Origin of the sequence: Paenibacillus sp. NPDC058174, from assembly GCF_042883865.1 — a bacterium.
Taxonomy (GTDB): Bacteria; Bacillota; Bacilli; order Paenibacillales; family Paenibacillaceae; genus Pristimantibacillus.
Window position 1 is genome coordinate 44703 of record NZ_JBHVUY010000002.1, and the last position, 20251, is coordinate 64953.

At 40.1% G+C, this 20251-nt stretch carries 16 protein-coding genes and 1 riboswitch; of the genes, 14 read left to right on the forward strand and 2 right to left on the reverse strand.

Annotation, left to right across the window (positions count from 1 at the left end):
• Window positions 1-2: 2 nt before the first annotated feature.
• Window positions 3-983, forward strand: a complete 981-nt coding sequence (locus ACFVVF_RS11915; RefSeq protein ID WP_387809191.1) for a hypothetical protein — start codon at window positions 3-5, stop codon at window positions 981-983.
• Between the two features lie 498 nt (window positions 984-1481).
• Window positions 1482-1687, forward strand: a riboswitch (cobalamin riboswitch).
• 377 nt (window positions 1688-2064) lie between these two features.
• Window positions 2065-3006 (forward strand): LysR family transcriptional regulator, encoded by a 942-nt coding sequence (locus ACFVVF_RS11920; RefSeq protein ID WP_387809193.1) that lies wholly within the window; start codon window positions 2065-2067, stop codon window positions 3004-3006.
• 20 nt (window positions 3007-3026) lie between these two features.
• Here the strand turns inward: ACFVVF_RS11920 and metE are convergent, their stop codons facing one another.
• Window positions 3027-5297 carry a 5-methyltetrahydropteroyltriglutamate--homocysteine S-methyltransferase gene (gene metE / locus ACFVVF_RS11925; RefSeq protein ID WP_387809196.1) on the reverse strand — a complete coding sequence of 757 codons (2271 nt, stop codon included), beginning with the start codon at window positions 5295-5297 and terminating at the stop codon, window positions 3027-3029.
• A gap of 556 nt (window positions 5298-5853) precedes the next feature.
• On the opposite strand from metE, the gene ACFVVF_RS11930 reads away from it, so the two are divergent.
• From ACFVVF_RS11930 to ACFVVF_RS11940, 3 genes are all read left to right on the forward strand, one after another.
• Window positions 5854-6579: a TraX family protein gene (locus ACFVVF_RS11930; RefSeq protein WP_387809199.1), complete on the forward strand. Its 726-nt coding sequence runs from the start codon at window positions 5854-5856 to the stop codon at window positions 6577-6579.
• Between the two features lie 125 nt (window positions 6580-6704).
• Complete coding sequence (locus ACFVVF_RS11935) at window positions 6705-7019, forward strand: hypothetical protein (protein ID WP_387809202.1); 315 nt, start codon at window positions 6705-6707, stop codon at window positions 7017-7019.
• Between the two features lie 79 nt (window positions 7020-7098).
• Window positions 7099-7734, forward strand: a complete 636-nt coding sequence (locus ACFVVF_RS11940) for a hypothetical protein (RefSeq protein ID WP_387809205.1) — start codon at window positions 7099-7101, stop codon at window positions 7732-7734.
• 88 nt (window positions 7735-7822) lie between these two features.
• On the opposite strand, the gene ACFVVF_RS11945 is transcribed toward ACFVVF_RS11940, so the two are convergent.
• Complete coding sequence (locus tag ACFVVF_RS11945; RefSeq protein ID WP_387809208.1) at window positions 7823-8377, reverse strand: hypothetical protein; 555 nt, start codon at window positions 8375-8377, stop codon at window positions 7823-7825.
• A gap of 158 nt (window positions 8378-8535) precedes the next feature.
• On the opposite strand from ACFVVF_RS11945, the gene ACFVVF_RS11950 reads away from it, so the two are divergent.
• The 9 genes from ACFVVF_RS11950 (at window position 8536) to ACFVVF_RS11990 (ending at window position 20236) form a co-directional block, all read left to right on the forward strand.
• Window positions 8536-9306 carry a DeoR/GlpR family DNA-binding transcription regulator gene (locus ACFVVF_RS11950; RefSeq protein ID WP_387809211.1) on the forward strand — a complete coding sequence of 257 codons (771 nt, stop codon included), beginning with the start codon at window positions 8536-8538 and terminating at the stop codon, window positions 9304-9306.
• A gap of 96 nt (window positions 9307-9402) precedes the next feature.
• Complete coding sequence (locus ACFVVF_RS11955; RefSeq protein WP_387809213.1) at window positions 9403-10644, forward strand: MFS transporter; 1242 nt, start codon at window positions 9403-9405, stop codon at window positions 10642-10644.
• A 27-nt stretch (window positions 10645-10671) separates the two neighbouring features.
• Window positions 10672-11322, forward strand: coding sequence for a sugar O-acetyltransferase (locus tag ACFVVF_RS11960; RefSeq protein ID WP_387809216.1), 651 nt, complete (start codon window positions 10672-10674; stop codon window positions 11320-11322).
• 509 nt (window positions 11323-11831) lie between these two features.
• On the forward strand, window positions 11832-12566 hold the full coding sequence (locus ACFVVF_RS11965) for a GIY-YIG nuclease family protein (protein ID WP_387809219.1): 735 nt from the start codon (window positions 11832-11834) through the stop codon (window positions 12564-12566).
• 58 nt (window positions 12567-12624) lie between these two features.
• Window positions 12625-16122 (forward strand): SIR2 family NAD-dependent protein deacylase, encoded by a 3498-nt coding sequence (locus ACFVVF_RS11970; RefSeq protein ID WP_387809222.1) that lies wholly within the window; start codon window positions 12625-12627, stop codon window positions 16120-16122.
• 52 nt (window positions 16123-16174) lie between these two features.
• Window positions 16175-16792: a DUF3885 domain-containing protein gene (locus tag ACFVVF_RS11975; RefSeq protein ID WP_387809225.1), complete on the forward strand. Its 618-nt coding sequence runs from the start codon at window positions 16175-16177 to the stop codon at window positions 16790-16792.
• A gap of 406 nt (window positions 16793-17198) precedes the next feature.
• Window positions 17199-18518 (forward strand): S8 family serine peptidase, encoded by a 1320-nt coding sequence (locus tag ACFVVF_RS11980; protein ID WP_387809228.1) that lies wholly within the window; start codon window positions 17199-17201, stop codon window positions 18516-18518.
• A 126-nt stretch (window positions 18519-18644) separates the two neighbouring features.
• A complete protein-coding gene (locus tag ACFVVF_RS11985; RefSeq protein WP_387809231.1) occupies window positions 18645-19565 on the forward strand; it encodes a 2-hydroxyacid dehydrogenase in 921 nt (306 codons plus the stop codon).
• Between the two features lie 122 nt (window positions 19566-19687).
• Window positions 19688-20236, forward strand: a complete 549-nt coding sequence (locus ACFVVF_RS11990) for a hypothetical protein (protein WP_387809234.1) — start codon at window positions 19688-19690, stop codon at window positions 20234-20236.
• Window positions 20237-20251: the final 15 nt, after the last annotated feature.

Consider the following 20251-nt stretch of genomic DNA (forward strand, 5'->3'; position numbering starts at 1 on the left):
GTATGAGTCAAGAAATTGTATCCAGAGCAATTCATAAATTTATATCCGAGGAAATTGCATTATCGAAGAGAGATATTTCGGCAGCAGTCAAAAGTAGGGAGTGGTTTTTACAAAGAGTTGAGAACCAAATCGCTAAGCGGAGTAACGAACCTGTACTACATCCAATGAAATTCCTTAAGTTTGGCAGTTATTTTAAACAAACCAAAGTATCTGATGTTGATGAATTTGACATTATGGTCATTATTGATTCGAATAATGGTCGTTTTTTTTCTGGGGATAAAACAATTGGAACTGGGTTAGGAAACGCTAACCCTAACACTAAGTATACTAACCCAAATATAAGAAAAGATGACGGTTATATAAGTCCTAATAAAATCCTAAATTGGCTAAAAGGAATAGTAACAGAGGTCACCGACGCTTTTGAAGGGCAGGCTCCTGAACGTGACGGGCAAGCCATAACTGCAATTATAAAATCCAAAGACTTAAAAATAGACCTAGTACCAGCAGGTATATTTGAGGATGCCAATGGTGAAGTGTTTTTTACCATCCCCAAAGGCGATAAAAATAATAATTGGATTCAGACTGCTCCGGATCGGGATATGAAACTCTTAGAGTCTATAGCTCAGAACAAAGATAGTTTTCGAAATGTAATAAGGTTAATTAAATATATTAAATCTAAATACAATTTTAAAATTTCTTCATATGCTTTGGAGCATGCTATAGTGAAATTTGCTGAAACAAACAAATGGGAAGGAAACATATATTATAATTTATATAACACTATATTATTTATAATCGGCAGGCTTAGAGTAGGATCTTTGGAAGAACCATTTAACAACGTGAATTTATTAGAAGGCGTCGGAAGTAAAGATTATTATATTAGTAGATTTAAGAAAATTAATGAAAGACTTGATGCCCTTGAGGAGGAGGAAGACGAAGAAATAGTATATGAAAAAGTAACGGAAATATTTAAAAATCTTTAATACAAGACTCATGTAGATAAGTGGAGGGTTTATTTTTTTGATTAACCCTCCTAAATCCAAAGTACAATAAAATAACTTTGTCTTTTTTTGTTCGAGAAAATAAAGACTAGACTGAAAAATAAAGTATAGGCTGAAAACACCGTTGCGACTAAACGATTGTGAGAAATATATGGTGAAAAGTTATAAACTATTTATAGAACCAGGTGTTTTTTAGGGTTATCACGCACCGCACCGAGTCTAATAAAATCATAAAAGTTGTTTCAGAGTTTTTTATCAATCGACACTTATATAAACAGAAAGTGCCCATAAATGATTATGGAAACTTTTTTTCGAACATTAGAAGCCTTATACATGATTTGAATCAACCAATAATAGTTATAGTTTAAATTTCTACTCAGATATAAATTATTGGTGTCATGCTATCTTCATTCAAATATGCTATCGTACCTATACAATCAATTCACGTTGTAAGATGCAGATATAATTAATATTGTATAAATTACATATTTGAGAACAGCTGTCTAATTGCAAGCGTACTTGTCGTTCTGACTTAAAGGGGAAGTTCGGTGCAATACCGACGCGGTCACGCCACTGTAACGGAAGAGCAGGCAACTCAATTTAGCCACTGATCTAGATTGATCGGGAAGGTTGCTGCCATGTGATGATTCCAGAGCCAGGAGACCTGCCTGTTCTGAAAACACTGTTTTACCTAGGGGAGATAGGAAGGTGTTAGATGAACCGTCATAATTCACTCATTATTATGAAGGCGTCTTCCCCTATGCATTTTTCAAAGGGAGGACGCTTTTATTTTTTTGTAAGTAGATATAACCAGCTAGAAAATGTTTCATTATTTCATTTAAGCAAGTTGTTTTGACGCGATACGAGTTAATATTTTTTTGTCTCATGTAAAAAATGAGCAGACAATGACTAAGTTCATTGTGAACTTGAATGCCGAAGCTTTGAGGAATGCCCTCAGTTCTTTATAGCTTGGTCGTCACGTTAGAATGTATACTTCATGCAGCCAGACAGTTGCTCAAACGAGCCAACTTAGTCATACTTACTAAAGTAAGGGGGTATTCCAATGACCTTGCAGCAATTGAAATATATTCTGACCATCGTAAGCTGCGGCTCCATAAGCGAAGCGGCAAAAAGACTGTTTATTTCGCAGCCGAGCTTGTCCAACGCGGTAAAAGAACTCGAGGCGGAAGCCGGTATCGAAATTTTTCTTCGATCGTCCAAGGGGATCGTACTATCAAGTGACGGAGCGGAGTTTCTATCCTATGCCAGGCAAGTCGTGGAGCAAGCCGAGCTTCTCGAGCAGCGGTACATGAATCGCAAGCCCTCGAAGAAGCTGTTCTCTATCTCCACACAGCATTACGCCTTCTCTGTGCAGGCTTTCGTCGGACTGCTGAAGGAGCTTAATGTGGACGAGTACGAGTGCACGCTGCGCGAGACGCGTACCTACGAGATTATCGAAGACGTACGGAATATGAAGAGTGAGCTCGGAATCATCTATATGAGCGAATTCAACCGAAAGGTGATTCAGAAAATATTAAAGGACAACGAGCTATGGTTTCATCCGCTGTTCCAAGCGGAAGCGCATGTATTCATCAGTGAGGAGCATCCGCTTGCCTCTAAGTCGCTGTTGGACATCGAGGATTTAATTGATTACCCTTTCTTGGCCTTCGAGCAAGGCGACTACAACTCCTTCTACTTCTCGGAGGAAATTCTAAGCACTAGAACGCATAAGAAGAAAATACTAGTCAGTGACCGCGCCACGCTATTCAACCTGCTGATCGGGCTTAATGGCTATACGATTAGCTCGGGCGTATTGAATAAGGATCTTAACGGAGAGCAAATCAAATCCGTAAGGCTTCGTACGGACGAGAGCATACAGGTAGGTTACATTGTGAATCAGAAGGCGAGCTTGAGCCAGCTGGCCGCCGCCTACGTTATGAAGCTCAAAACGGTCATTACGGATTTCGGTTATCCGATCATAAAACAAGAGGATGAGCTCGTTTGAGCTCATCCTCTTGTGCGTTATTACAATGTTGCGCGTACTTCTTTAGCTGCTTGGACGAGATTCTTCAAGCTTGCCCACGTTTCTGTAACCCCGCGAGTTTTAAGTCCGCAGTCCGGGTTAACCCATAGCTTCGAAACCTCGATTTTGTCCAGCATGCGGTCAAGTCCTTGTTTAAGCTCTTCGACGCTTGGAATACGAGGCGAGTGAATGTCGTATACGCCTGGACCAACTTCAGTACGGAAGCCGCATTCGTTAATCGCATCGATGATAGCCAGATCCGAGCGCGACGCTTCGAACGTAATGACATCGGCGTCCATCGCATCGATATCGCGAATGATGTCGCTGAACTGGCTGTAGCACATATGGGTATGAATTTGCGTTTCCGCATTAACACCGCTGTGAACGAGTCTGAAGGCAGGAATCGCCCAGCTCAAGTATTCGCTCTGCCAGTCGGAATGACGCAATGGAAGCTTCTCTCTCAATGCGGCTTCGTCGATCTGGATAATCTCAATACCGTTCGCTTCAAGGTCGAGTACTTCGTCACGAATCGCAAGACCGATCTGAAGAGCGCTTTCCTTCAGGCTAATATCTTCGCGAGGGAACGACCAGTTGAGGATCGTTACCGGGCCTGTCAGCATGCCTTTGACCAGCTTGCTGGTACGGCTCTTCGCGAATGCCGAGTATTCTACAGTCATTGGCTTGCTGCGGCTAATGTCGCCCCATACGACTGGAGGTTTTACGCAGCGTGTTCCGTAAGATTGTACCCAAGCTTTCTCTGTAAAGATAAAGCCATCCAAGCATTCACCAAAGTATTCGACCATGTCATTACGCTCGTATTCACCGTGAACAATGACGTCAAGTCCGATTTCTTCCTGCTGTGCGATGCACTCCGCGATCTGGTCAAAGTTGAATTGCTTGTACTGCTCCTCGGTGATGCTGCCTTTCTTGAAGGCTGCACGGTTTGCACGGACTTCAGCCGTTTGCGGGAACGAGCCGATCGTCGTTGTAGGCAGCGCCGGCAGATTGAATTTCGCTTTCTGAATGGCTTCCCGCTCAGCAAAAGCAGGCAATCTTGTAAAGTCGGCGTCCGTCAAATCCGCGACTCTCTTTTGAACCGAATTGTCGTTTGTGAGACGTGATACGGTGAACAGCTTCTCATTTTCTGTATAATAAGCGGAGGCTTCCGGGTTTGCTTGCTCCAGAATCGACTTGAGTTCTGCAAGCTCGCTCAGCTTTTCTTCCGCGAATGCAAAATATTGCTTATTCGCTTCTGTCAGCTTCGTTTCGTTTTTAATCGTATATGGAACATGAAGCAGGGAGCAGGATGTACCCAGCACGACTTGGCTTGCATGCTTGCTGATCTCTTGAATGAGAGCAATCGTCTTTTTATATTGGTTTTTCCAAATGTTCTTGCCGTTAACTACACCAGCGAACAGCACTTTGTCGCTAGCGAAGCCATGCTTGCGCACCAGTTCCAAAGACTGCTTGCCTTCAACGAAGTCGATACCGATGCCGTCGAACGGCAAGGTTTGAAGCAACGGATAGCAATCGCGAACGTCTCCGAAATACGTTTGTGCGACAACTTTTACGCTGCCTTTGGCGGAGAGGATGCCGTTATAAAGCTCCGTGAACAGCGTGATATCTTCAGCAGTCAAATCTGTTACGAGCGCAGGCTCATCCACTTGAAGCCATTCTGCGCCAAGCGTGTTCAATTGGTTCAGAACTGCCGTATAAGCTTCGACAATCGCAGGCACGAAATCCTTCGCTGTCTTCGAACCCGTGAATCTTGCGAGCTTGAGCAGGGTGAATGCGCCAATCAGCACTGGCTTGGTTGTAATACCGAGCTGTTTCGCTTCCGTAAATTCGTCGAACAGCTTCGTTCCGTCCAAACGGATGCTTGTCGAATCATCGATTTCAGGAACCATATAGTGATAGTTCGTGTTGAACCATTTTTTCATCGCGAGCGCTTTAACGTCGCCTTTATCGCCTTGATAGCCTCTCGCCATTGCGAAGTACGTTTCCAGCGGGCTTAGGCCGAGCGCTTGATATCTTTGCGGAACGATTCCCAGCAAGACAGCCGTGTCGAGCAGTCCGTCATAAAAGGAAAACACGTTGGACGGAATGAAATCGACGCCGTTCTCTTGTTGAAGCTTCCAGTGTGCTGATCTAAGCTGAGCAGCTGTTTGCTGCAGTTCCTCTACGGGAAGTACACCTTTGAAGTATTTTTCCGATGCAAATTTAAGCTCTCTAAGCGAACCGACTCGCGGATAACCGATAATGGATGTTTTCAATTGCAACAGCTCCTTGTGTGATATGTTGCTTTCATTATAGGGGCTGGAAGGTGCTATCAATAAATACATAAAAACTATATAGAGATATAGCTTTTTGCTATGGCATCAGACATAGATCTAAAAGAATAGTGGATTACTGCCAATAAAGCGATTGTAAAAATCTATTCAAATGATAAGGCAGCACCGCGCCTTTTTTCTTGTATACTTAAGAGACACGTCGTTAGGATGAAGATAGGCAGGATCAGTAACGAAGTAATAACTAAGGAGCGTACAGGATGGATTCCATATTATTTATTGCTACATGGGCTATTGTTGGGATTTTTATCGGCGGGGTAATCGTGCTTATCAAAGCAAAATTCAAGAAATAAAAGATAATGAAAGACTCCTGAAAATCGAGTCTGGAAAGCATGTGAACTGCTTTCTGGGACTCTTTTTTTATTGGGCTCCGGTTTCTACCTTTCAAAAATGAAAGGTTAATGTCATGAACTTCAATAGGAGGCACTGTCCTTTGCGTTCATAATAAGTCTATGAAGGACATGAGATAGGGGACGTTAAAATGTTTAAGTTAAACGCATTTCAGCTTAAAATCATAGCGCTTGTTATGATGTTATTGGATCATTTGTATTTTTCATTTCTAGATCTGTTTCCCGTATGGATTCATCCCTTATCACGATTTGTAGCGCCGCTTTTTGCGTATTTGATGGTCGAAGGATTTTTCCATACCAGAAACAGGCTCAGTTATAATGTTAGGTTGTTAGGTTTTGCCGTCTTCATGCAAATCGGAAATATGATTATAAATGGTGCATTTGCTTCGGAGCAGGTTAGAATAAACAACAATATATTTATGACATTGGCTGCAGGGCTTATCGTTATAAGTTTGTTTGAATTAAGCAAGACGAGGGCAGGCTTAAGCAAAATAGCATTAGTAGCGGGAGCATTGTTAATAATTCCTGCTGGGATAATTTTCACGGAAGGCGGGATAGTGGGAATCCCCTTCATATTAATTACTTACTTTTTCAGAAAAAGTATGAAAGCGAAAATGATCGGATATGGATTACTATCCGTTGGATTATTCTTAACGTCCTATGTCCCTTACGAAACCGTATCGGAGACCATTCTGATGCTGATGGTGAACTCAGACTTCTTATTTATAACCGTCATTCCATTCATCCTGTTATACAATGGACAGAGAGGTTTAAGTAACAAATTTTCTAAATATTTATTCTACGTCTTTTATCCTATGCATTTGTGGATTTTAAAAACAGTGGAATTTATTTGGTAGGCTGGTATCGCTTAAAGTCCCGATGAGAATAAATCATTGGGACTTTATTTATATCTAGAATGAACCAAGATGTATGTTATGCTTAAAATAATGCAGTAATTCCAACATTTGAAGGGGAGAAAGTTTTGAACAAAAGAATAAAAATCTATTTTAACTTTGCTTTACTTTTAGTTTCTTTAATATTAGGAACGAAAGTAATAATGAATCAAATTGAAATAACCTCTTCTAATAAAAAGGTAGATAAGATATTTAATGAATTTAACGAGTGTAAAGAAACAACGATATTCCCTCCTAATGATTCTGGAGATGCAAGTTATTATGTAAACGCATGTGATACAAAGTATATCGTTACATTTAGTAATGGGAATATGATAGTGAAACAACACGATTTCGGCATGGGTAGAACTATGGTGTTGAATAGAATAATTGTGGAATACTAATATTGTTGGCTTAGTTTTGGTCTTTATTTGCGATATTCTGCGAAACTTGTAAGGAAGACGAAAGGGTGAGGATTCATTTATGGGAGCTAACGTATTAGAACGTTTACCAGAACCGATCATTTTAAAAAAGCTAATGAGAGTCCAAGCAGCTCTAAATATTATTCTTTGCCAGGATGAATGGCTTCGTTACCACAGCTTTGTTCCAGATTGGGATGAGGGTGTTAGCATGGCGAAAATAGATAATGGAGCGGGAGATCATCTCCTTATTTTATTTTCCTCGGCAGGCTGCATCATAAAAGGCTTCGATCATGAATCTGAATTAAGTCCATATGCTCAAGATGAACATAAAGTATGGCAAGGGATTTATGATGATACTCCAAAGAAATTGCTGTCGTTACTCAATGGCGATGCAATTGAACAAGATGATGCGACGTTTTGTATTTGGCGTGAAGCTAGTGACACGAACTGGCACAAAGGAAAAGTTGAAGTTCCAGAAGGAGCAAGCGACGGTTCTGATTTTCTAATCGGTTGTATCTATCATACACCTGAGGATTTTGCGGAATTCGCAAGAGGTTATTTTGAATTATCGCTATCATTAGATATTGTTGCAAAAATTTATGAGGATGTCCCCATTACGGCAGAGATGATCAAAATGTTAAATCCCGACTGTGATGTGAAGGAAGTTCTTCAAGAATTAGAGTCATTGCATCTATAGCGGAAGAGAAAATGATTAACCCAGCCCCGAGCCTTATTAGGTAAGGGGCCTATTTGCGTTCAGGTATAGATTTAGAAGTCCGCGCTGCTCAAGCATGTGCTCCTGGCAAGCCTGCTTCCCAAGATTCGAGCCCTAACAATTTGCTTCCTAATGGGGAGAGATGTGTCCGGAACGGTTTCGCATGCCAATACTGCAATCTTTCTTGCAAGGCCACTTCATCGAATGTGTTAGCGGGGATCATGGTCACGGGGAACCAGAATGAATCGAAGTCTGAATCAAGGTCAAGCTGACATCTTTCCACATCGAAAATAATCAGATCGCACATATTAATTCGCAGACCGCTTTTATGAATCGTTGTCTCTGTTTGCAGACATACCATACCTTGAATGTTAGGAGTCTCCTTCGGATTGAGACTAACCATTAACGCCTGATTGCCCAGAACTTCGCTGAAGGCATTATAGACAGGCTCATACATTCGAATGTCCCATAGCGATTGATGATGGGTTGAATACTCCGCATTCGTTCCGCCTCTGATCAACCATAGCAAATAACGGAGGACGTAAAAGTGAGTCACAGCATTCGGATAGACAACAAAGCCTTGCTGCAGCCAGCTGGAACCAGTATTATCTTTCACTATATCCATTGGATTCTCCCGCCTTTCATCACCGCGCATAAGGAACAGTAAGAAGTTGTGATCATTGTAGCAGATGATGCCTTAAAAAAACAAGTTGAATTTGCATGATAAATGCTTATAATGACTTATAAACACTTAAATATCTGCAAGAGGCTGGTGGGGCAAGAATGTATCAGGAAGAGCGTCTCAACAAAATTGTTGATTACTTAAAGCAACAAGGGCGTATTAGCATTCAAGATGTTTGCAATATTTTCGGAGTATCCCGGGACACAGCCCGTCGTGACCTTTTAAGGATGGAAGAGACAGGCCAAATCATTAGAACGCATGGAGGAGCCATTCTCCCTAAACAAGCGAATAAAGTTCATGAATACAGCGAACGTCTGGTTCGTGAATCCGAAGAGAAGCACAGGATCGGGGTCTTTGCGGCTTCTCTTGTTAACAATGGCGATTTCATTATGATGGATGCCTCAACGACGGTCCAATTTGCTGCCGAGCATCTCACCGCTACAAATGTAGTCGCGATTACGAATTCAATCGATAACGCGGATGTACTCTCCAAGAAGCCTGCTGTTCGGACGTATCTTCTTGGCGGAGAATTGCATGCTCAGCACAGGTTCTTGTTTGGGCAGGCCACGATTGAGAAATTAAGAGATTATCAAGCAGACAAATTGTTTCTTGGAGCTTGCAGTATTACGCCTGACGGACTCTTTTACCTTAATGAAGAAGACGGCTTTGTCAAACGTGAGATGATCAAACGGTCAAGTCAAGTTGTCGTGTTAGCTGACCATACGAAATTTGGAGCACAAATGTTCTATCGCGTCTGCGGGCTTGAAGCCATTGACTTGCTGATCACGGATAAACAGCCTGAACAAGCTTTTGTAGAAATTCTTCAACAGAACAACGTTGAGCTGCTGATTGTTTCAGAAACTGAGAAATAAGTTAAACTCATGCCCCTTGTTATAGATACAGATAGATTCACTTAAAAAAGCAGCACGGAATGTGTCACAACGCATTTGGCAAGGAGGGCTAGTAACATGAATCACTCATTAACGAACCGCCAAATTTGGCTGTGGCGTCTCGCTATCTATTTCATCTTTGCTTTACCGGGATTTACAATATCCTCTTGGGTATCACGCACACCAGCCATTCGGGATGCTTTGGAAGCGACCACATCACAGATGGGCTGGATCATACTGGGAATGTCCATTGGTGCTATCGTTGGCTTGATGAGTGCCAGTCATCTAATTGCGTATAAGGGCGGCCGTTTTGTCATGATAACGGGTCTGTTCATAAATGCGGTGGGGCTTTTGGTTGTAGGGGTAGCGAGTACGGTGTTTGCGAACAGCATTCTGTTATTTGCCGGATTGGCTGTTTTCGGATTCGGACACGGAATATGCGATGTCGCGATGAATGTGGAGGGAACAGCCGTTGAAAAGGCGGCCAAAAAATCGTTATTAACGGGCTTTCATGCCGCATTCAGCTTAGGAACACTGCTGGGTTCTTTAGGGGGAACCGGTGCTGTTAAGATAGGGATGTCGGTTCCTATTCATCTTTCAATTGCGGTGGCCATTCTTCTGCTCACTACTTTGTTTGTATATCGACTCGTACCAGCAGGCACAGCGAAGGAAGCTGGTCATTCAAAAGTGCCATCAATGAGCACCAGAGAACGTCTGGCTATATGGAAAGAACGGCGTACGCTTTTGATAGGCATCATTGTACTTGGTATGGCTTTTACGGAAGGTTCAGCAAATGACTGGCTGCCGCTTCTTATGGTGGACGGATATGACGTTACGCCTGCTATGGGTTCATTCTCTTTTGTCGTCTTTGTAACCGCGATGACCCTTTGCCGTATAGTCGGCGGCAAGTTGTTAGACCGCTTCGGCAGAGTTGTCATCCTGCGAGCATCGGCGATTTCCGCCATTATTGGACTGCTTCTCGTTATATTTGGCCATAATCACGTCATCGCGATTGTTGGGATTGTGTTTTGGGGCTTTGGCGCGGCATGCGGTTTTCCAGTGGGGCTGTCTGCAGCAGGTGACGATCCTCGCGGCGTTGCTGCAAGAGTCGGGGCCGTATCGACGGTCGGCTATATCGCTTTCCTTGTCGGTCCCCCTCTATTAGGGCTAATCGGCGAATCCGTAGGCCTACTTCGTGCTCTAATCGTGGTGTTAATTACGGTTGCTGTTGCCGGATTACTATCGCAAGCAGCCAAACCGTTAGGGATGCAAACAAGGAAGGCGAACGACCCAAATAGCAATTTTGAATCCTTTTCCTAATTGTATCCGATGATTGGAGATGAGCGTATGACAGAAGAAGAACGCATTTTTAAGGGGATATTATTCAGTCCTGGCAATCCCGAGTTAAAGGCTATAAAGCTCCGTGCGCATAACCTTAGCAGTCAATATAGCCGCACTTTTGAGGATCAGACGGAGGAACGCGCAGAGATCCTTGCACAGCTGCTTGGCAAAATGGGGGAACGCGGCTTCATTCAGGGGCCGATTTTCTTTCATTACGGGGTTCACACAGAAATCGGAAATCACTTCTTTGGCAACTATAATCTTACCGTACAGGATGATGCAAAGGTTACGATTGGGAACAATGTTAGTTGCGGGCCTAACGTAACGATAGTTACGCCTATTCATCCGTTTATCGCCTCTGAACGCAGGCAAATGCTTGATCAGAATGGTGAAGTTAAGTCGCTATGCTACGCCAAGCCTGTGAGGATCGGAAACGATGTGTGGCTCTCAGCCAATGTAACGATATGCGGTGGTGTTACCATTGGAGACGGATGCGTTATAGGAGCAGGCAGTGTGGTGACGCAAGATATCCCGGCAAACTCCTTTGCTGCAGGTGTTCCATGCAGAGTAATTCGCGAGATTACAGATGCGGACAGTATGCGGTTTAAACCGGAAGTGCTGGCAGATTGCCGTGTGATTCCGGAGTTAGAGACATAGTATGCAATAAGTATACGTATTTCCGGTATGTGCTGATGCGCTTATCCAAAACATTCAGATGCTGGTCTGGAAAATCAAAGCTTATAATTTCGAACCTGATTTTTGCAAAATGATAGGTGTAAATCCAAGTTTGTAAGACCACCTGATAAACCTGTTTCTTTCAAGATTACTGCAAGCATTCCAGCATGGACTCAAAGGAGAATTGCTGCGTTTACGGAGTTAGAACTAATGAATGGATGTAAAGACTGCAGATTTGATCCAAACGGGATAACAACACGTGCCAAAGAGATTATGCTGCTGCGTGTTATAGATTATGTGAAGATTCATTCAAACCAAAGCTAATTCATTCGGCGATCGCTATCCGGTACTCATCCGGAGAGCGGTCGTCGGTTTTTGTTTTTCTATGTTAAAATATAGTTGATAACATAAAATATGAAAGTAATGATAGATATTTAATATGGATTTATAGAGAATTAAAGCCTGAATCAACTTGTGAAAGGGGAACAGCAATGGAGAAGAAGAATCAAATAAAAGTTTATATAGTATTAAATAAAGACATCGATGTGAAATTTAAATGTACAAAAAAATCGTTAGAAAGTCTACTCAGTCGTGGTAAGCATTTTGTTCTTATTGAAGAGTTTTATGAATTGATAGAAGATGAATTCTATATGCAAGAATTAAACGAAGGTATAAGACTGCCACGAGAACCACTTGCTATCGAGGAGGTTCGACGTATCTACCAACAAGCAAAACTGGAAAATAACAATGATGCTGTCCTACTTGTAAGGGAAGTTGACCGTCTCCAAAAAGAATTAGCACTACTTAATAATGAAGTTGATTCTATGAAATTTGAAAAGTTAACGTTAGAAGAACAATTGAAAAATAGCAGGCCATCGTATAAAAAAATGCTGAGAAAATATATAAATGACTCGGATCGAAAAGGTTTTGTTTACATAATTAGAACATTTGATAATCATTATAAAATTGGTAAAACAATTAATTTAGAACGACGTATTCCAGATCTTCGAATACAATTACCATATGATGAGTTTGAAGTTATATTAATTATTGAAACTAATGATAAAGACGAGTTGGAGAAATTATTGCATAAGCATTTTTATTTAAAAAGGAAAAATGGAGAATGGTTTAAACTTACCGAATTTGATATTGATTGTCTAATAGCTGGTGAAATCCCGAACAGTATTTCTCAATTGTATACAGTCGTATCTTTGCATAAAAGATAACTCATGACTAAATATCTTGATTGGGCGAATTATCAATATTCTGATAGGAGACTTACTAATGGATAATAACATAGAAGAAGTATTCGAAGAAAAGTTAGAAATGTACCCACATCTTAAAAATATTCGTAACAAATTATGGGCAAGTGACGGTAAAAGTCATGTTTCTGTCATGATAGGTGCTGGATTTAGTTTGAATGCTCAGAAGATTGAGGATTCTTTTGATGGGATGGCTGTTTGGGATGACATTAAAAATAAATTAATTCGAGAGTTAAATCATCATAAAGATGTTGAGAGTAAGGATGTTTTAGAGATTGGACAATTATATGTAAAAGAATATGGTAGGGTTGGCCTAGATGTAATATTGAAAGAAGCTGTACCTGATGATAATTACGAACCTGATGAGCTTCATTATAAACTTTTGAAGCTTCCTTGGAACGATGTTTACACAACAAATTATGATACTTTGTTAGAACGAGCAAAGAAGCAAATTTACGAACGGAATTATCAGACTATTTATAATATTAGTGATATAGCAAACTCGGTTCAACCTAGGATAATTAAGCTTCACGGCAGTTTTCCTGCGAACAGACCATTTGTATTTACAGAAAAAGATTATAATGAATATCCCGTAAAGTTTAGTCCTTTTGTAAATATGGTACAGCAATCGATCATGGAAACAACTTTTGTTCTTATTGGTTTCTCGGGTGATGATCCCAATTTTAAAAGATGGACTTCTTGGGTTTCAAGCAATTTAGGTGAGCATATGTCTAAAATCTATATGATTGGATTTGGACAAGAACATCGGAGAGCCGAGTTAGAAGATATCGGGATTACTTTGATAGATTTTAAAAGTTTATATCAAGAATGTGATCAACCCTATAAAAAGATGTTTACTGATGTTTTTGAGTTTTTGGCATATAGTAATAGAGAAGAAAAAACAATGTGGCCACATCAGGCATATAGTTCGGATAACGGCCAAAGTTCTTTCAAATATAATCGGGAAACTTATCCTGGTTGGGTAGTAATGCCAGACGACATTAGAAGAGGACATGGTATATCTATTCGTCAATGTGCAATCGATTTTATAAATAATATCGAAAATAACTCAATTAATAATAACTCTATTGCTTTTTTAAATGAAATTTTATGGTGTTATGATAAGTTCGCTATTCCACTTGATTACTTTATTTATGAAAAACTTGTGTCTCTAATTAATGAAAAAGATCATTATTCTAACAAAATATTCGTCCAATTACTTTTAAGACTTCTGAAAGAGGCAAGATTAGACTGTGATCAAGAGAATTTTGTAAAGTATCAAGATATACTAAATAATTTACCACTAAATAAAGAACAGCAACATCAACTCATCTATGAAAAAATAATGTACTTCTTTTTTCTTAATGATATAGAAATTATGGAAAAGTTAATGTCGGAGTGGGAAGTACATACCAGGGATATAGAATGGGGGATCAAAAAAGCTGTAATTTATGAGAAAATGAATGAAAAAGATACAGCAAAGATAATGTTTGAAGATAATTTACAAATAATTCGCAAGCTTCTTGCTATAAAAAATGATGATTTCCGTTTACTTTCACTAGAAAGTGTAGCACTTCATAATCGTAACAGAATTACTCAGGAATGGAATTATGGATATGATCGATTAAGATATTTAAGTAGTAAAAATTGTGATTCAAACAAAGAATTGGATCGAACAATAACATCCATAAAAACATTTGAGAATTCCCTAGGTATATTTGAAGAGAGGGGATTTGATCCTGGAACTAAAACTTCAAAATCCACCATGGGCGATTATATGAAACAAGAACTTTTAGATTCCTTTGCTGCTATACAATTGCAAGAAAAGTATGCATTATCTATAAATGATATATTCCAATATGAATTAGCGCTTAAAAATTTAGAAGGTTATTACCCGTTATATTCACAGATTAAAAGAATTAATAATTTTTATAATCGGAATAAAGTTAATGATATTTTCTCTAGAGAATTTGTTTATAAATTAGATGATAAAGGATTAATAAGAATAGTTGATATATTAAAAAAAGGAATTCGTTATGAGCAGAATTCTATTATAAATAACAATATAGCTTTTGAAATTTTATCACGTATTTATTTTGCAGTTCCTTTTGACATACAGCAAGAAATAGATGAAATGGCGATTGAATTCATAGAGAATAAGAGAAATTACTATAATGAAGATAAAGAAGTCTTGAGTGCTTTGATAACTAGAATAACTTATGCTAAAAGTAAAGAGGAGTTTGGGGTGTTTTGTGAAAAGCTAATAAACACAAAAATTAAGGTTCAAGATACATCTGATTATTCACTATACACTTCTAGTTTTTTTGAGCCTTTATTAATAGTGCTAGATGAAAAAGTCCAAGGAATAAAAATAAATATTTCAGAAGAACAACTTAATTTACTCTTTAATAATCTTAGTTTCCAAAATACATCTAAAAGCACAAGAGAAAGTTCATTAATTAGATTAACATATCTTGCATTATCTAATAACTTATCTGATCAGAAATATAAACAGTTTATAGATTGCATGAAATTGCTCTCTCCTGTTAATAAATTAGGGATTAGTGATTTTATATACAAGACTACATTTGACAGGATAATCGATCCAGAAAGGGTATTAAGAGAAGGAAAGAATGAGTTTTTAAAACGAGTTATCCCTACAATGAAAACTTCGGATGAGGTAGGCGACTATTTTAGGGAGATTAGAGGCGTTTTTTTAGATTATATAAGCTGCAGCAAGGTAAACTTGCCTGATCATGAAATATATAAAATTTGGTTGGAAAAGTTCTATGTGTGGTGGGAAACTGAAAAAGAAGGCTTATTAAGAGACCTAAACAGGAATTCTTTTATGTCAAATCGGGATTATATTAAAACGGTAATTACAACACTGAAGAACAATATATGGGGCACTATACCTCAAGAATATTTAAATGAAGAAGACAGAATTAAAATAGCTCAAATTTTTTTTGAAATTGATGAAAAAAGAGCAGATGTATCTATATATTTAATACCATGTTTAAATAGGCTAAATATAAATATTAAGTACTCATTAAAAGATGTTATGAATTGGTTGTGGGAAAGTAATAAGACCAAAGTGGAAGCCGCTGCAACAATACTATATGATTATTTAGTTTTTATTTATAAATTGGAGATTTTTGAGGACGTAACGTTTGTTAAAAGTGAGTTATTCAATATGATGAAGTATGGTCTAAATAAGCTACAGAAAATAGCATTTGAATCAACTTATTATTTGCTGAAAAATAAAATAGATATTTTTAATATTAGTGACTGTGAGTTCCTTGTTCAATTTGCGACTAATTACTTGCAAGGGATTAAAGAAGAAAATATAAATATTAAAACTCGAGATGATTTTGAGCTCATTTCAAGTCTCACTAGTCTTGTATCATATATGTGCGTGGTCAAATCCGATTTCGTTGGCAGTAGACTCGATGATTGGAAAGAATATATACGTAATCATAAATTACCGGAAGTACGCACACATGCGGATGTGTTTGATTAATGGATGAATCGTTTTAAGAAGTCCTAGATTACGTATTGCAAGGGGAGTAGAAGTGACAGCAGCATTGGATTTGTATTTGAGTGAAAAGTTTCCGGGACTGAAGCTGGAATCTCCATTATTTTATAATGCGGATGTTGGCATTCGTTATGAAATCGGGAATCCCGATCCTTCAGTTTCCGATGAAGAGTACAAAGAACAAGTTTACTATCGTTCTACCACTCTATTTAAAAGTTCACATCAGCCTAATGATGATTTGTTTATTGTGTTATTCCTGGATATCCGACCTAGAAGAAGACCTTATAAACTAAATGTCTTCAAAAAGGGCGTCAGACACAAAAACACTTTAAGAAATCTTAACTGCAGCACCGTAACACTATCGGATGGAGAAGAGACGGAGGGATCGGAATCCTACCGATTTGTATTGAGCTGCAAGGCATCAGATATTAAGCCCATAACGTTTCTCTTCTCAGATTACAAAATTTGTATCGTTAATCAATCGCGGGATACGATCTTTTATTTCTATGACAGCAGAGGTTTGGATATCGTTGCAAATGCTACAGCTCAGCTTGAAGGACTTTATGGTAAATTTAATAACTGGATATTAGATTATGATAGGAAGCATATCGATTCTGTTTTTAATTCAAAAATCCGTACAACCCCGAACAACTAGACGAAGACCATGGTGATCATCACGCCATGGTCTTTTTGTTTCAAAAACTGACCAAACATTGAAAGGATTGATCCCATCATGTGGCCATCTATTCGAGCATTTCTGAACATCCCGGAGAACCTTACGGGGAAGGGTGTTAATATTGCGGTCATCGACAGCAGCTTCGCACAGCATCCAGATATCACGTCCAATCGGCAGCGGGATACATACCTCATACAAGCTTCAGAGCCTCATGCACTGCCCATTCTATTGCAGTCTAATGAAGGGCCTTGGAATAAGGGGCTGCATGGACTTTGGAGTGCCACAGCCGCAGCCGGATCTGGGGTGCTTTCCAATGGTGTTTATACAGGCGCAGTGCCGGACGCCAATCTCTATTTGCTGCAGACTGGACCGTTCTACACCTCTAATGAAGCGGAAGAAAAAATCGGCAAGGCTCTGGAGTGGCTCAAAGCAAACTGGCGCACCTATAACATTCGTGGTGTCGTCCTTACAGTCACTGCAACTAGAGATACAGGATTGCTGCCTTGGCAAGCCGATCCTGTTCGTATTGCGTGCGAGCAATTGGCGAGCGAGGGTTCTACTGATTGTATCCTCATCCGGAAATACGAGGGAACTGACCTGCGATGGCCCGTCGGCATCGCCCTCTGTATTGTCTGTTGGCGGTGTTATCGTTCCAATCGATGCAGACGTCCTTCATGCACAGGCTTATCATGGATGCAGAGGAAATACGTTTGACAACAAATGGGTTCCGGAAATCCTTGCCCCTGCAGAAAACGTAGTGCTGCCAATGCCGTTTCAGTCCGAGGAGGAACGGGTGCATCACTACACAGCTTCATACGATAATCTGCCTGATGGTTATGCAAGAACGGAGGGCACCTCTTATTCAGGACCGATCATACTGGGGGCCTCAGCATGTATTTGGCAGGCTAATCCGTTATGGTCTGCCTCCCAGGTAAAAGAAGCGCTCCTGAGGAGCAGCAGCCATTTGCCTCATATATGGAATGAACTCCGTTCCGGTTTAGTGAATGTTTCTGCTGCGGTGGATACTTCATTCGATGATGAAGTATTCCCATCAACTACTCCTTTTGTACTTTGGAGGAGCTGGCAGGAAAGAGAGCATTCCGAACGTTTAGCGGCATTAAGGAGCGGGAGTGAAGAGGAGATACTCGCCGCGGTATTCTCTTATTTCTCAAAAACTCTTTCATCGGAAGCCTATCATCATATATATCCTTTACTGCAGCACTCCTCCTATAAAATACGTGCGGCGGCAATTAGTCTTTTATCAGAGCACCCTGAGACTATTTCAATAGAAGATATGTGTCCATTACTCAAAGATACCAGCAGCTACGTGCGAATGAGCGCTCTGTATGCATGCGGCAAATGCCCAGACTTGCGGGAGCAATTGCTGATCGATATTGCTGCGCTATTTTCAGATACGGATTTAAACATCCAATACGCTTCATTAACTCTTGCAGCTCAAGTGAAGCATCCTTTCTTTATTTCTCCGATCATTATAGGGTTAATGGATGATGCGGTAAATCAAAGGGTCTCGACCTTTAGTCAGCGGTGCCATGCACTTGAACAAATTACCGGGATAGAGTTCGACTCAGAGCCGGAGTGGCGCGAGGGTCAGTGTTGGTATTCGGCAAGAAGTATGGAGACCAGAGTAGGCATTGCGCGAAAATGGATAGCGTGGCAGTCAAGCAGAAGTGTGAAAATAAAGTAGAAATGCACTTATCCTTTAAATAGAGGTTATGATAGAATTTGAATGTAAATATTTTGAAATCATGTAAAGGTTAAAAAAAGTATAGCTCTGGAAGGCGATAGGATCCTTACCAGATTAAGAGGTGCAATGATGCAATCCAATCAAAAACTGAACTGTTTGCTTGATTCGGCTATCGTTTTGTCGAAGGCAGACATGGCCCGGTTATCCGCTGGATACAACGTGGAATTGTTTTCTCCGCTTAACCCGTCCGAAGGTCAACTCAGCAATTGTGATGCGGTGCTGCTCCATAGCCGCTTGTCTCGAGACTCGCTTTTGAAAATGACTAAGTGTAAGTATATTGGGATTCGTGCTCATAATACGGATTATATTGATCGTAAACTTGCTGAGGAATTGGGGATATTCTATAAAGGAATTCCTCAATTAAGTCAAACGTCAGTGGCCGAGCATACCTTTGCCTTGATCTTCGCGGTGACGAAACAGCTAAAATCCTCTCACAACAATGTTGTCCAAGGTCATTGGCGAAGCGGATTAACTCCGAATTATGAGCTGGCCGGCAAGAAGCTGGGGATCATAGGGAACGGCCAAATTGGCAAGCAGGTAGGAGCAATTGGCCGGGCGCTTGGCATGGAGATTCTAATTGCTTCTAAGTCTGAGGAAGAAAAAGAAGGGGAATTGCCGCTCAGGCAAGTCATTCAGCAATCGGACATTCTTACCCTACATTTATCCAATAAAGGGAACGGTGTATTTCTCGATAAGGAAAAAATCGCGTGGATGAAGCCGAATGCTATTCTCATTAATACCTCCAGAGGAAGTTTGTTGGATTATGATTTTCTAGAAAAGAGCCTGCTCGCAGGAAGGCTGTTCGGAGCCGGGCTGGACGTATTTCCTGAGGAGCCGTTGCAAGAAGCTTCACTATGTGATTTAACTAACGTTATCTGTACACCACACTTTGCTTATTATACCGAAGAAACAATATCCTCGATGAACGAAATGCTGATTGACAATCTTGAGGAATTTCATAAGTCGGTAGAAGACAAGAAGAACTAGATGCCAAGCTCAGCTCCAGGTCCGTCCATAAAATGAACAGAAAGACTATGGCGATAACGCTGTATTTGAAGAACGTCTTTATGGATATACAGAATTCAGCAATATAATGTGGAGGGTGAATAATGAAGAAGATTTACATCCTTTGTATTATGATACTATTAGCTGGTTGTTCGATGGGAAATAAGGAGCTTGGTGGATACAATAATGGAATCAACTCCAAGGAAGTTGTCGAAGCTAAGTCAGCCGATGAAGAGATGAAGGAGCTTGATTCAAATAATCACTTGGAAGAAGAGAGTGAATTAAGCCCACTACTACAGCCAACTTATCTCGATGAGAGTAAGTATGAAGGCGATGAATTAGGAATTGTAAAGGCTTTGAATCAGTATATGAGAGCAGTTTATGAAAAGGATTACGACGCATTAAATGCAGTGATGCCAAAAGGTACAGAAAAGATGACGGGGGAGTTTAAAAAGTATTATATTAGCTTCGATAGGTTAGACTTTTCCGTGAAGCCGGACCCAACACCACCTGAAGGTACCAAAGGTGTCGTAGTGAACTTTAAAACAAAGATATATGATCACAAGGAAAAAATGGAAGAAGATAAACAACTATTCTTATTTCGCTTAGAGGATGGGCAATGGAAATTTGTTGCAACAGCGGATTGGTGGTAAATAGAAGAAAAGTGA